A 14,535-nucleotide genomic window follows, 5' to 3' on the forward strand; every position below is an offset into this window, starting at 1 on the left:
GTTACTTTCTCGACTGTGCGGATCTGCATCCATTTGATTGAGCGGGCCATCCCTGGCAACGATGCCAAGATTGCAAATGCGTGTTGGGAATGGGAGGAACAGAAATTGGGAACCATTAGCCGGTTGGTGCTGAAGAATTTCAAGCGTTTTAAGACACTGGAACTGGAATTCGACCCTGAGTTGAATATCCTGGTGGGCGGTAACGAGGCTGGCAAGAGTTCGGTTCTGCAGGCGATGGATATCGTGCTCAGCGCCAGCCGTAGCAAGGTGGAGAGCATCGGGATTGAGGCCCTGTTTAACGCCGAGTGCATTGCGGAGTTCCTGGCCGGTGACCGCAAGGTCGTAGACCTCCCCGAGCTATTCATTGAGGTCTATTTTGATGGCTTGCCGGGGAGGTACGACCTAGACGGAAGGAACAACAGCAAAGGCGTCGATCACCTCGGCATTAAGATGGTTTGCCGACCGGCCGATGAGTACACGCGGGAGATCCAGTCGATCCTGGCCGAGCGGCAGGACAACTTTCCGTTCGAGTACTACGGGATTCACTTCCAGACATTTACAGACGATACGATCCTTCCCCACAAGAAGCCGCTGCGGCACCTGCTGATCGACAGTTCGCAGATCAACAACGAGTACGCGACGCGCGAGTACACACGTGCTATGTACGCCGCCCATGCGACCGTCGCTCAACGCAACCAACACGGGTTCGAGTACCGCAAAGCCAAGGCGACCTTCAGGGATGAAGCCTTCAAGTCGATGAACGACGCGTTGAAGGACTACAAGTTCGATGTCCGTACCAGTCCCAAGGCAAACATCGAGACTGACATCATCATCACCGAGGACGACATCCCGGTCGACAGTAAAGGCAAGGGCCGCCAGTGCTTCATCAAGACCGAGTTTGCGTTGCGCAACCAGGAGCATGCGCTGGACGTTCTGCTGCTTGAGGAGCCAGAGAACCACCTCAGCCACATCCACATGCGCAAGCTGATCGAACGCATCCGGGCCTCGGTGAGGAAGCAACTCTTTATCGCCACCCACAGCAGCTTCATCGCGACGAGACTCAACCTGAAAAAGGTGCAGATTCTGAGTGAGGAGAACCCGTCGCAGCCGGCAAGCCTCAAGAATCTAAGCCAAGGCACGGCCGAGTTCTTCATGAAGGCGCCGGACAACAACGTGCTGGAACTTGCGCTATGCAAGAGGGCTGTCCTGGTGGAGGGCGATGCCGAATTCATTCTGATGGAGACGCTCTACCAGCTCAGTGCGCCAGGGCGCAGCACCGATGGCGATGGCGTCCATGTGATCTCGGTTGACGGTACCAGCTTCAAGCGCTATCTGGAACTGGCGAAGCTGCTGGGCATCAAGGTGGCGGCCGTCCGTGACAACGACCGCGATTTCGCCGCCAACTGCGTGGCGAACTACGTCGACCATGTCTCGACCTCCATCCAAGTCTTTGCCGATTCGGACAACGCGCGGCACACCTTCGAGGTCTGCATGTACCGCGACAACCAGGCGGTGTGCGACGAGTTGTTCGCGCCTGGGCGCAAGACGTTGAGCGTCGAGGACTACATGCTGAAGAACAAGACCGACGCTGCATTCCAGCTGCTGGAAAAAAAGGGAGCTCTGCTGGTCGTTCCGCGCTACATCCAGCAGGCGGTGGCATGGATAAGCGCGTAGTTTTCGCGGTGGCCGGCTCGGGCAAGACCACCAGCCTGATCGCCTCGCTGGACGATGTGCGACGCTTCCTGCTGGTCACCTACACCGACGCGAATCGCGACAACCTGCGGGCAAAGGTCATCCAGAGATTCGGCTACGTACCGGCCAACATCGCGATCTACACCTACTTCAGCTTCCTGCATAGCTTTTGCTACCGGCCGTTCCTGCGATCCAAGAAGGGCTCGCGGGGCATTACCTTCACCATGCCCGAGCGGTTTCCGAACTACCCCCTTACCAATGACCGGCGCTACATGACGGCTGGCCGCTGGCTGTACGCCAACCGGCTCGCTAAGTTCATCGAGCAATGTGGCCTGCACGGCGCAGTGGTGGCGCGGATGGAGAAGTACTTCGATGTGCTCCTCGTGGACGAAGTCCAGGACTTCGGGGGGCACGACTTCAACTTCCTGATGGCCATCAGCGAAGCCCGCTTAGACATCACGTTTGTCGGCGATTTCCACCAGCACACATTCGACACGAGCCGTGACGGGAACGTCAATTCAAGCCTTCACGCCGACTACGGTGCGTACAAGAGGAAGTTCGAGCGGGCCCGAATTAAAGTCGACACCGACAGCCTCAAGCGCAGCCGCCGGTGCAGCAAGAGCGTCTGTGACTTCATTACGCAGATGATCGGCATCGAGATCGAGTCGCATGACGAGCGGGCCAGCGTAGTCCGATTCGAAGACGATCCGACCGCTGTGGCTACTCTGTTCGAAGATCCCGCGACAGTCAAACTGTTCTACAAGGAGCACTACAGGTACGGTTGCTTTTCGCAGAACTGGGGCGCTTCGAAGGGCATGGACAGCTACGGAGATGTGTGTGTAGCCCTGAATCCAGGGAACGTGAAGGCTTGGCAAACCGGCAGCTTTCGCTCCATCAACCCGGAGACACGCAACAAGCTGTACGTTGCCTGTTCCCGGGCGAGAGGCAATCTCACATTCGTTCCCGAGTCGTTGCTGAAGGCATACAGGCGCTTCTGAGGCCGTATATGGCTATCCCTGGTGAGGCCAAGGGAGAGCCATCGTATTCAGCTTCGCGCCCGCTCCCGCAACCGAAGACCGCCCTGCCTGCGGCACCAAGTCGGTACCGCAGCCAGGTGGGCGCCCGCTACGGAGGGTGTCGTTTTCTGCAATCCTAAGGAAACCCCGACACCCATTCGGGCATGGCAAAAGCAAGGCCGGCCATTGCCTTGCCCTTCCTCCATGTACCCTTCGTGTCAGAACGCTGGCAGGCCTATCAGCGTCAACTCTGCACTCTCAATGGCACCTACATGCCCAGCCAGCGTGTACTCCACGCCCTGCTGCAGCCCTGCCGTGTCGATGCGGTAGGCCTGCCCACCCACCTGCAGCAGCTCCACGCTGCGCAGCGTGTCCACCTCGCCGCTGGCCAGCATGCGCACCAGCACTTCCTGCTGGCCTGTGCTGGCATTGGTCTGCAGCGTGAAGCCGTAGTGCTTCACCTGACCGAAGTACACGGCCATGTCCGTGCCTTCGCCGCCATCCAGGACATCGTTGCCGCCCCCGCCGATCAGCACGTCGTTGCCCGCACCACCCAGCAGCGTGTCGTTGCCGCTGTCAAAGCTCCAGCCGGTCTCGGCAATGGTGCCAGGGCGGATCAGGTTGAGCTGACTGCCACCCCCGGTCGTCGGCACCGTAATGGCGTTCTTTACCTGGGGCAGGTGGATCAGGAAGTCCAGCGCGCCTGTCCAGGTGCCGCCCTGGCCCAGGTAGTCCACGGCGATCTGCACGTTTTGTGCGGTGGCCATGCTGGCGCCCACGGTCTGGGTGATCAGGGCCTTGGCCATGTCGGCCGTGCCCAGGTTGGCGGGCAGGGTGCTTTCGTACCAGTTCCAGGCACCTTGCAGCAGGTTTTCCTTGGTCCACCCGGGGCTGGACAGGCCGTTTTGCGTATCCAGCGTGGGCAGTTGGCCCGTGAGGGCCTGGAACAGCAGGGCCGTGGTCTCCAGCCGGCCGTAGTCCTGGTTGTAGACCAGGGCCAGCCGCGGGTCGATGGGCTCGCCGCCTTGCCAGTTGCCTACGATGCGGGCCTCTGTCAGTTCGCTCAAGGCGGCTTCCTTGGCGGTGTAGCTGGCATGCAGCCGGCCATCGCTGCCCAGGGTGAATTGCCAGGTTCCACGGTCGGCTGCGCCGCCGATGAGCACGTCGTTGCCGGCGCCGCCTTCCAGGTGGTCGTCACCGATGCCGCCGACCAGGGTGTCGTTGCCATCATCACCGTAGAGCCTGTCGTTGCCGCCGTGACTGCCGATCACGTCGTCACCCCCACCGCCGCGCAGCACGTCGTCGTCGGGGCCGAGCACGATGAATTGGGCAGCGCTGTCGCCCACGACGAAGTTGGCGCCTTCGCCGCCCACGATGCGCACGGCTCCGACGACGATGGCGAATTCCACCTTGTCGAACTTGAGGACGGTGCCGCTAGGCATCTGGCGTGCGTCGATGACCAGGGCCTCCTGGCGTGCTGGGTGGGCGGTGTCGCTCTCGCCCCTGCCGTTAGCGCCGGTAATGGTGATGGGCTGGCCAGGGGCGCTGGTCGCACTGGAGGTGAGTGTCAAGGTGCGAACCGTGACCTGGCTCTGGTCCTGCACGCCGGGCACGAAGGTGTCGATGCCGGTCTGCAGCAGTTGGGTGAAGTCGGCCGGCAGCGAGAGGGGTTGGCTCGCGCCGATGAGCTTGTCGCGCAGGGTGAGGTTGTTGCCCGTGGTCTCTGCTGAGGAAACACCGACGCCCACGGGCAGGCCGATCTGCAGCACGGTTTCGCCACCGGCCGTGGCCAGGGGGATGTCGGCCAGTTGGCTGTTGGGGGTGTTCGGGTCTTCGGGGCGGCTTGCAGGCACCGGGGCCACGGTGGTCGTGGTCGTGGTACTGCCGTCCGAATTGGTGGCGGTGCCGGTCTGTACGGTGGTGCCGTCCACTGTTCGACTGGGCGGCGTTCCGCCGCCACCGCCGCCGCCCGACGACGGGGTCACCGCCGTGAAGTTGTACGTGGTGTTGTCGGTCAGGGCCGCCACGGCATTACCCGCCAGGTCCTTGAGCGCACCCACACCCCAGTTGACGTAGTAGGCCGTGCCAGCCACCAGGGCCGCGTTGGGGGTGATGACGAGCTGGCCACTGCCATTGATGGTAACGGTGGCCGGCACCACGGTGTTGGTGGCCACATCGCGCAACTCCACGCTGGTCAGCACGCTGCCGGTGGGGTCCAGGGGCTCGCTGAAAGGCAGCGTGATGGCGCCCGTGGTCGGCGCATTGGTGGCGTTGTCGGCCGGCGTGCCGCCCGCTGGGTTGAAAGTGGGCGCCGTGATGTCCAACGTGTATGAACGACCAAACTCCTCCCCATAGTTGAAGGCTGCATCGCGCACGCGAACCTTTGCAGTACTGCTGGCAGTCAGGTTCTGGCCAGAAATCGACCAACTGCCCTCCGCTGCGGTCGCGTCGAACCAGGTCACGCCGTTGTTCAACGAGATCTGGACAACCTCCCCTGCGCCAGGAGAACTGTCTAACGTGGCCGTCACGCTCACATTCGCTGCGTTGTTCGACACGAGGTCGCTGCTGCTGGATCCGCTGTCGGGGCTGAACAGTATTGCCGTGGCCTTAGCGGTTGGTGCAATGGTGTCTACGACGATATTGGAGGTGGCTCCGAGCGAGCCTGCCGCGCCCGGTGCCGCTAGGGTGAGCACCAAATCGTTGCCAGCTGCGTCGCGAATGCTTCCGCCATTCAACGCCAGCGCAGAGGCGCTTGCGTAGTCGAGATCTGGGGTGTCTTCCCCAGCAGCCGGTGTATAGCGGAACACCAGTGTCGAGCCACCGCTACCGTTCAAGTAGGTGGCGGTGCCGCCATTGGCCAAAGCTAGTGTGGGCGTTCCAGTAACGGTCACTTGCTCACTCGTTGAGACCTGCAAGGAATATGCTCGGCCGACTCCGATGGTATCCGTGCCGGCCCAGACAGACGTAACGGTGGGACGACCCGCGTCCACGAAGACCCTGGCAGAATCCGCCAAGGTGGAGGAGTTTCCAGCGTCGTCGGTCACCAATGCTTCGATGTACGCATTCATGTACATGTGGCCAGCGGGTATTACAAAGCTGGCGCTCCAATTCCCGCTTCCATCGTTCGTGGCACCGATGTAGCCCGGGGAGCTGCCGAAACGAGCGAAGTTGAATTGAACGCCAGACACGTCCAACTGGTTGTCCCCTGCGGCTGAGGCAGCCCAAGTTGCGGTGACTGTGTCCCCGGCCTTAAATGCTCCATTCACGCCACTGGCACCAGATATTGTCAGATTGGCATCGGTCATCACCGGGGCGATGTTGTCCACCGCGGCGTTGGAGGCGCCGGCCGCGGAGGTTGTGTTCCCCGCATCGTCCGTGGCCTGGATGCTGACATTGGCATTGGTGGCATCGATGGCACCAGCGGCGACGATGTAGGTCGCTGTCCAGATGCCGCCGCTATTGGTGGCGGCCACGGCGGCGCCGCCGCCAAAGGCGGAGAAGTCCACCGTGACACCGCCGTTGGGGATGTCACCATTGTTGTCGCCAGCGGCGGTGCTGTTCCAGGTGGCCGTGACGGTGTCGCCGATCTTGAATGCGCCATTGGTACCCGTGCCGCCTGAGATGGCGATGCGGGGCGCCGTCACGGTCGGTGCGATGTTGTCCACCAAGACATTGGTCGTATCGGCCGTGGTCGTGCTCGTCGTCGCAGTGCTGGCCTTCACGCTCACATTGCGGTTGGTAGCATCGATGGACCCCGCAGTGATGAGGTAGCTAGCCGTCCAGATACCGCTTCCATTGTTGGTGGCCGTCTCCGCAGTGCCGCCGCCGAACTGCGAGAAATCCACTGTCACACCGGTGATGCCACTGGTGTTGTCGCCGCTGGCGCTGTTATTCCAAGTCGCGGTAACGGTGTCACCGATCTTGTACGCGCCTCCCGTGCCGCTGCCGATGGACGTGAGTGAGATGCGCGCATCTGTGACGGTGGGGCCTTGGTTGTTCACCGTGGCGTTGGTGGTGTCCGATGCGAAGGCGACGTTGCCTGCGTTGTCGGTCACCGTGGCGCTGACGTTGCGGTTCGTGGCGTTGATGGAGCCCGAAGTAAGTTGGTACGTGGCCGTCCAGGTATTGCCGCTGTTGGTCGCCGCCACGGCTGCGCCACCGCCAAACTGGGTGAAGTCGAAGGTGACGGCGCTGATGGAGTCGGCGTTGTTGTCCCCACCTGCTGTGTTGTTCCACGTGGCAGTGACCGTGTCACCTACTACGTACACACCGCCCCCGCCGGTTGCGCCTGAGATGGCTATATTGCCATCGGTCACCGTCGGTGCTACGTTGTCCACTGTCACGTTGCTGCCAGACGTGAGCGTGGTGTTGCCCGCGTTGTCAGTGGCAGCTACGGTTACTTTGCTGGTGGTGGAGTCAACGACGCCGGAGACGACGGTGTATGTCGCAGTCCAAATGCCGCCGCTGTTGGAGGCGGAAACCTGTGTGCCGCCGCCGAACTGCGAGAAGTTCACCGTCACGCCACTGATGGTGTCGGTGTTGTTGTCGCCGCTAGCAGTATTGTTCCATCTCGCGGTGATGGTATCGCCGATCTTGAACGCTCCGCCTGTGCCTGTGGCACCACTGACAGAGATGCGGGGAGCGGTGACCGTAGGCGCTTGGTTGTCCACCGAGGCATTGGTTGTATCAGCGCGGGTGGTTGAACCACCTGGGCCAGTGGCCGTCACACTGACGTTGCGGCCAGCAAGGTCGATCGAACCTCCTGCTATCGTGTAACTGGCACTCCAAATTCCGCCGCTGTTAGTGGCCGCTACGGACGAGCCGCCGCCAAACTGGCTGAAGTCGACTGTGGCTGCTGTAATGCCGCTGTTGTTATCACCGGCGGCGGTGTTGTCCCAGGCGGCGGTGACGGTGTCGCCGATTTTGTAGACGCCTCCGGTGCCCGTACCGGTGGAGGTAAGCGAGATCCTGGAGTCGGTAACCGTGGGGGGCGGCGTGACCGGGTCGTCGATGGAAACAAACCTGAAGAGCGATATGCCAGTATCGAGAATCTCTAGGCTGCCATCTGCCAGATTGGAATATGCGCTTTCAAAGTAACTTTTCCCTGTGACCCGTATCTCATCGACGTTACTTAAAAATTGATTGGCAGCGATATCCGACGATAAATCGTAGTTCATTATCCCTGTCTGAGTAGTTACAGGGAAGGCTCTTTCAAAGCTGCCAACGGACGATCCTGCCTTGAAACCCTCGATTTTCAAGGTGACGCCGTACGTGATTGTCATCCCCAAGTTCTTGAGGCTGAACGCAGATCCGTCGTTTTTCTTTATTACCAGATTCTTCGTGGCATCCGAATCTGCATCCATTGCCCCATCATTGTTCGCATCGCGGTAATCACTGTACGCATAGTCATCTGGCGTGCCGGGGTAAGTATGATACAGGGCCACCTGACCATCGAATGCCGAGTTGCCAAATAACTTCCCCACATCCGTTATAACCGTTTCTCCCGCCTTGAGTCCGGTCAACAAACTGGTGTAATAGACTTGAATATCTCCCGTGCTGCTTCCCGCTTCGCCGCTGGTCAACTCTGGACCAAACCTTGGACCTTTCCAATCACTACTGTCGACCGTTCCATTCGCCACACTCAAAGTTTGCAAAGCCATAAATGAAATAAATAAAAAAGTATCAAAAGAGAGTGCGACTGGAGATGGGTCTGCACCGCGTTGGTGCATTCACCTTACCGGGAAGTAGAAATCTTTACAACAAAAAAAACGGTTGTCGCAGTGAGGCAGAAGGATTTAAAGGCTGGAACTGGCGCGACGTACGGGGCTCCGTCCGAAGCCTGGAAGATCCTCAAGGTGATGCCCCGGTATCCCCAGGCCGATTGTTGAAACGGCATGCACAAGAATTTGACCTGGTACTAGTTGCAGTTGCCCTCCAACTTTTGGAGGACGGCTCCGTAGTTTTCATGGAGCTCCGGCCAATCCTCCCCCGGGTCCAGGGCCTCCACCGGCAACCGACCCTGCATCGCTGCCAGGCGCACGCTGGGGTGAGCCCGCCCCACAGTCGCCAACCATCCAGCGCAAGCGATCTCGGCTCCAACATTGGACTGGTGGCACGCGAAGATGCTAGCGCCAAAGGACGGCCCGAGGCCGCCGTTGTCGGGGCAGGTCGACGCCAATGCTCGCGCCTTGTCGATGCTGAAATTCGGGATGTCGTGCGCGCCCTGGTCGATTCGCCATGGGCAACTAGGGCATGGTTGAGGCAGCGTCCGCCAAGCGCTCGGCGCTTCCTCAATCTGACAGAGGGAGTCGGAGTCGGCTGTCGAAGGATTTGCTTGCGGCATTGGTGGCTTCATGGGTGGTCGGGACGGATTTCGCAGGCCACGCTGACCAGGTAGCCGACGCCGGCAATCTTGTGCTGGTGCGAGGGTTCGAAGGAACGGAAGGAGCCTCGTGGTACCGAAGGCAATTTCCAGGTCGGTGATAGTGCCGAGCGATTCGCGCGTCAGGAGGTAGTCAGCCGTTGGCTGCACCGTCCAAAGCCACCGTAGCACTCATCTGCGCGAATTCCAGGCCAAGGTTGGCGAGGGTAGCTTCGAATGTCTCGACTTGAGTGCGGGGCACATTCACCAGGTACTGAACGCTGCTTTGGCGCTCACGCCACCAATTCGCGGCATCTGCGATATCGTCCGGTACCCCGGGCAAACCTTCCCCGATTTCCCCGTACTCAATCTCCACCACGGCGGTGTCCGGAACGGAAGAGAGATCGATGTCCGAGTCAATTGCATTGGCTCCATCGACCCGGATCAATATGTCGTCGTGAAAGGTATCAGGCCCCCAAACGATGGGGTCCGAGTAGAAGCGCTTGAACTCTGCGCCAATCATCCTGCATGTCATATTCTGCGTCCTTAAACTGTTTTCGTTCCTTCAAGGCTTCGCTTTGCGAAGCTGCTCACGTCCCGCATCATCAATGTAGATCTCGCTCGAAAAGCAAAATCCATCCAGTGGATCGCCAGGCAGGTCGAGCGGCTCTTCCTCCGTGTAGTACACCAGACCCAGCTTGGCGAGCTTGCGGTAAACGCTGTGCCCTGGCGTCACGAAGCCAAAAACCAGATCCTTCTCGTTCGTCTCCGGTACCTGCCACTCGATGACCGATCCGCCAGCGTCGACCAGCAGGCGCAGCGCTGTCAACTCGGTTGCGGTCAGCCCTCTCATGGGTCCGCCTGCACTATTAGTCATAGGGTCGATAGGGCTCGTCTGCTTGGCGCGCTAGCCGGTACTCGGGCTTCACCATACGCGATCCGCCCAGTGTGAGGCGGCGATTCCTAACTGCCGCGGTATTGAAGCGCTGTGCAAGTGGTGTGCCTTGCCTGCTCGTGCTAGCGCACGTCAGCGTTCGGCGACCAGCCATGCCACGAGGCGCTCTTGGCGCTCACTGAAACTCTCCGACCCTTCGGCGAGCAGGGTCCATTGGGCATCGAGCTCGCCCGCACGGGCCATGCGCCCCCAGTGCTCCCACTGCGCCAGTGACTCCTCGCGCCGCATCACTGTGGTCGGGGAGAGCATGACCTGGGTGCATTCGGTGCCGAATACCTCTGTTGCATCCACGATCCCCTCATACTGCGAAATCGCCTCGAAGGCCTCAGCCAGGCTGGCGCCCTCCACCAGGAAGTTGTCCACGCGCACGCGTGGCAACTCGCAGCTGTGCACCTTTACGGGGTGGGCTGCAATGACGGTGAAGATCTTGCGGGTCATGGAAGTTTCTTTCGGTGGCGGGTCGGGGGTTTATTGTGATTCAACAATACCCGTTTCGCAAGGATTTGTTGTGATCCAACAATTCGCTTAGACTGCGTGGATGGAAGAATCGAAGCGGAGGCGCGGACGGCCTCCCACACCACCCGACGAACGACTGGAGCAGCGCTCCATCCGCCTGACCGCTGCGCAGTGGGCCAAAGTGGATGCCAATGGCATTCCCTGGTTGCGCGAACTCATCCAGCGCGCAAAGGCAGTAGCTAAGCACGCAGACAAAGAATGAGGACCTCCACGACCTGCCGATTCGGCCGCGCCCGGAGCCTCGCTGGCTGCGAGTGGCCTACTCGCCAGACCGACATGGCAGTGCGTCGCCTTGCGAAGCCGACCGTGCCGTCCCAACTGGCGCCCCTGCAGCCAGGCGCGCGGCGTGCCCCTTTCCAGCGCTGGCAGCGTGTTCGGCACAATCCCATCCTTCGTGCGAACTGTCGCCGCCATTGACCCTTCCAAGGAATGAAATCTATCGTCATTGATCCCAGCAAGGTGCGAGACATCGGTCCCCTTTTGCTCGACGCCGAAGGCGGCTTGAGAGTTCTGCCTGCCTCGGATCTGAAAGGCACAAACGCCGCGGAACGGCTGATGTTCGGTGTGCGCCACGGGATCTACAGCATCCCGACCATCGAGCTCGTCGAGTACCTGCGGGAGCGCGTAGCAGGGCGGTGTGCGATTGAAATCGGGGCAGGGAGCGGAGTGCTGGCCAGGGCACTTGGAATTCCTGCTACTGACAACCGCCAGCAGGAAGAGCCGGGGCTCAAGGCCTACTATGCGCAGCTGGGACAGCCCACGGTCCCGTACGGCGAGCACGTAGAGCGTCTGGATGCAAGCGAGGCGGTGACCAAATACAAGCCCGAAGTGGTGATCGCTTGCTGGGTGACGCACCGCTTTGACCCCGCTCGCGAATCCGCCGGCGGCAGCTCTTCTGGGGTCGATGAGGCAGCAATCATCGCGGCCTGCGACGAGTACATCTTCATCGGCAATGAGCAGGTGCACGCCCACAAGCCGATCTGGGAGCTACCCCATGAAAAGCAGACTCCGGCGTGGTTGTTCTCGCGCGCTGCCAACGGCAGTCCCGACTTCGTGGCGACCTGGAGACGAGCGCCCAAAAGCTGAATTTCCTCAGGGCAGCGGGGAGAGCGCCAGCTTCAGGCCCTGGAACTCCTGGGAGGCTTGGCCAACCCAGTCAGCTCGGTAGGCGATCAGTTGGGCCGTGACATTTGCGCGAGCCTGCTCGCGTATGAATTCATCCCGCAGCGCGTACATCTCCCAGTAGCCGGCTTCGAACGAAATACAGAGCCTGGCGCTGCGAGAGCCAGGCAGGGGCTCCAGGTTCAGTAGCGCATCAGAGTGCCAGACCAGGCCCAGCCCATGGCTGGAAGCGAACTCTCGAAGCTCCGCTTCGAATTCTTGACGGAGAGCTTCAATCGGCATGAGCTGCGGCCCCTCTGCCAGGGTGATGGCGAGCTTGCGTGCACGCGACAGGTCGAACTCGAAGTTGTTGGTCGGCTTGTAGTGGCGGGCAACCTCAACGGCCGCAGACATCGGGCCGTAGAAAACGGTGGTGACTTGGCCCTTGAGGTACTGCACCACCATGAGGTCATCGGCGAGGCTCGCGGTAGTCTTTCCAATCGCCACGAAGCCTGAGGCCTGGGCGGTGGTCTTCACGCTGATGCGCCGGCCCTTGCTGCAGATCACGTCAAAGCCGTGCTGGTTGGGCGTGTGCGCCAGAGTGCCGCCAACCTGCAAAGCGCAGTGGAACTCGCCCAGGCGGCCGATGAGGTGGCGTGCTTCTGTGGGGGCCACTCCCAGGACCTCGATTTCCAGCTTGAGGAGTTCCAGGTAGCGGTCGTGGAGCAGCTGGAGCTGCTCGGTGGAGATAGTGCTGATGATGTGCCCCTCGGATGCGATCTTGTTTTCGGAATCGAACGATTTTCACACCGAAGCCTCGTCCTGCCGAGTGACATGGATCGCGCTGGTCGAGGCGATTTTCTGTAGCAGATCGGATATCGCTGTTGTAGCATTCCAGTGTCGGACCTCCCTCCGGCATCCCTCCCTCGCTCCAAGCGAGTTGCCCGCCTCGTGCGGGCATTTTTTTGCGATACGGAGGCCGTCGCGCCGAGACGAGTCACAGCCTACAGGCACTTTAGCGGCTACTTGCCAGGAAGCAACCCAAACATGTTCACGCCCTACGAACCCCCCATCGAGCCGTTGACGGGAGTGTGGAAGGAGGACAAGGCGAAAGTGATCCGACTAGCAGAAATGCCCACCAAGGCCAGCAGGTTCCTTCAGCATGCCCACACGGTCGAGACGCTTTACAACAAGGGCGCCCCCGAGGCTCTGACCAGCAAAGGATTTCCGCAGCGCAAGGGGCTTAGTCGTGAGGTTCACGGCGAGCTATACCCGCTTGCTCGCTTCGCCGGTCTCCATTACCAGGGCTCGGATGACGTGTGGATCAGCTGGAAGAACGGCAACCAATCCTACGACGCCACTGTGGAGGACCTGCGCCCTGGGCCACAGATTTCAAGCCCTTACCTAGAGGTCACAACGCTGCAGGACGAGGAGGATGCGGAGCGGATAAAGGAGCTGAACGTCGCGGGAGAGGTTGGATTTTTCAGTCATGAGCTGCCTGAGGTGGCAGACCACCGGCGCAGGGTGCGCAACCTAAGGGGTGTCTTGGAGAAAAAATCGAAAATCGAGTACGAACCCGGCACATCATTGTTGGTCTACACCGACGAGTACCGATTCCGCAGTTCCGTGTGGGGGGGCCCATCTCCCCGCATCGATCAACCATATGACTTTGGAGAGGTGCTCGAAGACCTGAAGCAGGCTCTTGTGGGGTTCGACGCGGTGTTTGTGTTCAGCAAGCGAGCAATCTATTGCAGGCTATCTGGTGGTCTCGTTGTGCTCTACGATGGTGACTAACCCTAAGCCGAAATTCTCCCTAGAAAACCCTTGTTTCTATGGGTAGAGTTCTGGCCTTTCCGGCCCGAACCGTCGGCTTCAGGGGACACAGTGGCAACCATTCACGTTTACAACATATCCAAGCCTTTTGCCTATCGGGATCTGCGAAGCATTCAGGCCTTCCACGGCATCTTCGCATCGCTCAACGAGAAGCACGTCGAGAGGCATTGGTTTTTGCTACATTCAATAGAAGAATGATTCCTTCTTGGGGATTGGAATGATGGTTTTATCTTGTTGATCTGGTATAATCTACTATTCTATAATAAATGCTTTGATATTCATGTCATCGGTTATATCTGGGTTGACACCTGAGGTGATGTCAAGTATTTTCGCGAAGGAACCTCAGGGCTCCGATGTGTTGTGGAAGGGTGATGTCTTCAATCTCTTCGACGACAGGGAGGTCATGCCCTTCAAGTTTCTGGGGCTCTGCTTTGTTGCATTATTCACAACGCCTTTGCAAGAGGCTGGAGGGGACGAAGAATTTCTATTGACGCAGTCGACGAACTGGGCTGGCGGTTTTGTACCTCACGCGAGTTCGCGAATAGTGAAATTTTGCCGCAGAGATAATTCAGGCAATCGTGCGCTGTTCCATCCAGATGGATGGTCCCTACAGGCTCCGGGGCAAATTTTCGCATTCTCGGAACATCTTGCCGAGGTTGTGGTCAAACACTACTACACAGTGTCGCCGATCGTTGAGCAGTACTTCTTTTGGCCTGCGAATGAGCGGGCCGGTCTGCTCTATCGACGGACCTTTCGATCTGTCAATGATTTGCTCGATGGGCTCTTTGTCCCTATACTCGAAGATCTAGGAGAGTTCCGTGGCTATCAAAAAGCAAGCTGATCCTTCAACCGCTGTTGCCCGTAAGCGTCTTCAGGCCGAGAGCGTGAACCGTACGTTCTTGGCGTTGAATTCTGCTGCTCGGGAGGGACGGCTCGTACCGATGAAGCCCCGCGATGGGCGTGATATCGGCGCCAATGTGCGCTTGGCACGACCCTCGACACTGGCCGCTTAGGCGAGCCCTCTGCACATATGAAGACCGGCTTCGGCCGGTTTTTGCTTT

General features: G+C 59.8%; 12 protein-coding genes. 6 read left to right on the forward strand and 6 right to left on the reverse strand.

What is annotated here, in order from left to right:
* The first annotated feature begins 15 nt into the window (after positions 1 to 15).
* Both ACK59X_RS05650 and ACK59X_RS05655 read left to right on the forward strand, forming a co-directional pair.
* Positions 16 to 1,674: an ATP-dependent nuclease gene (locus tag ACK59X_RS05650; RefSeq protein ID WP_409955900.1), complete on the forward strand. Its 1,659-nt coding sequence runs from the start codon at positions 16 to 18 to the stop codon at positions 1,672 to 1,674.
* The gene (locus ACK59X_RS05655; RefSeq protein WP_409955902.1) at positions 1,659 to 2,690 is read left to right on the forward strand and encodes a DNA helicase UvrD; all 1,032 of its coding nucleotides are present in this window, start codon (positions 1,659 to 1,661) and stop codon (positions 2,688 to 2,690) included. Before ACK59X_RS05650 ends, ACK59X_RS05655 begins: the two co-directional genes overlap by 16 nt.
* Positions 2,691 to 2,926: 236 nt before the next feature.
* Here the strand turns inward: ACK59X_RS05655 and ACK59X_RS05660 are convergent, their stop codons facing one another.
* From ACK59X_RS05660 to ACK59X_RS05680, 5 genes are all read right to left on the reverse strand, one after another.
* Positions 2,927 to 8,290: a beta strand repeat-containing protein gene (locus tag ACK59X_RS05660; protein ID WP_409955904.1), complete on the reverse strand. Its 5,364-nt coding sequence runs from the start codon at positions 8,288 to 8,290 to the stop codon at positions 2,927 to 2,929.
* Positions 8,291 to 8,625: 335 nt separating this feature from the next.
* Positions 8,626 to 9,063 carry a DUF6283 family protein gene (locus ACK59X_RS05665; RefSeq protein ID WP_409955906.1) on the reverse strand — a complete coding sequence of 146 codons (438 nt, stop codon included), beginning with the start codon at positions 9,061 to 9,063 and terminating at the stop codon, positions 8,626 to 8,628.
* A 160-nt stretch (positions 9,064 to 9,223) separates the two neighbouring features.
* The gene (locus ACK59X_RS05670; RefSeq protein ID WP_409955908.1) at positions 9,224 to 9,592 is read right to left on the reverse strand and encodes a hypothetical protein; all 369 of its coding nucleotides are present in this window, start codon (positions 9,590 to 9,592) and stop codon (positions 9,224 to 9,226) included.
* A 42-nt stretch (positions 9,593 to 9,634) separates the two neighbouring features.
* A complete protein-coding gene (locus ACK59X_RS05675) occupies positions 9,635 to 9,922 on the reverse strand; it encodes a hypothetical protein (protein ID WP_409955909.1) in 288 nt (95 codons plus the stop codon).
* A gap of 174 nt (positions 9,923 to 10,096) precedes the next feature.
* Positions 10,097 to 10,462 carry a hypothetical protein gene (locus tag ACK59X_RS05680; protein WP_409955910.1) on the reverse strand — a complete coding sequence of 122 codons (366 nt, stop codon included), beginning with the start codon at positions 10,460 to 10,462 and terminating at the stop codon, positions 10,097 to 10,099.
* A gap of 507 nt (positions 10,463 to 10,969) precedes the next feature.
* On the opposite strand from ACK59X_RS05680, the gene ACK59X_RS05685 reads away from it, so the two are divergent.
* Positions 10,970 to 11,626 carry a hypothetical protein gene (locus ACK59X_RS05685; RefSeq protein ID WP_409955911.1) on the forward strand — a complete coding sequence of 219 codons (657 nt, stop codon included), beginning with the start codon at positions 10,970 to 10,972 and terminating at the stop codon, positions 11,624 to 11,626.
* 6 nt (positions 11,627 to 11,632) lie between these two features.
* Here the strand turns inward: ACK59X_RS05685 and ACK59X_RS05690 are convergent, their stop codons facing one another.
* The gene (locus tag ACK59X_RS05690; protein WP_409955913.1) at positions 11,633 to 12,316 is read right to left on the reverse strand and encodes a DUF6998 domain-containing protein; all 684 of its coding nucleotides are present in this window, start codon (positions 12,314 to 12,316) and stop codon (positions 11,633 to 11,635) included.
* Here ACK59X_RS05690 and ACK59X_RS05695 point away from each other — a divergent pair.
* The 3 genes from ACK59X_RS05695 to ACK59X_RS05705 all read left to right on the forward strand — a co-directional run bounded on the left by ACK59X_RS05695 (position 12,266) and on the right by ACK59X_RS05705 (position 14,315).
* Positions 12,266 to 12,508, forward strand: coding sequence for a hypothetical protein (locus ACK59X_RS05695; protein WP_409955947.1), 243 nt, complete (start codon positions 12,266 to 12,268; stop codon positions 12,506 to 12,508). The two genes, ACK59X_RS05690 and ACK59X_RS05695, sit on opposite strands and share 51 nt — an antisense overlap.
* Before the next feature lie 180 nt (positions 12,509 to 12,688).
* Positions 12,689 to 13,435, forward strand: a complete 747-nt coding sequence (locus ACK59X_RS05700) for a hypothetical protein (RefSeq protein WP_409955915.1) — start codon at positions 12,689 to 12,691, stop codon at positions 13,433 to 13,435.
* Between the two features lie 355 nt (positions 13,436 to 13,790).
* Entirely contained in the window at positions 13,791 to 14,315 is a 525-nt protein-coding gene (locus tag ACK59X_RS05705; protein WP_409955916.1) for a hypothetical protein, read from the forward strand.
* Positions 14,316 to 14,535: the final 220 nt, after the last annotated feature.

Source organism: Acidovorax sp. (assembly GCF_046339755.1).
Taxonomy (GTDB): domain Bacteria; phylum Pseudomonadota; class Gammaproteobacteria; order Burkholderiales; family Burkholderiaceae_C; genus Acidovorax.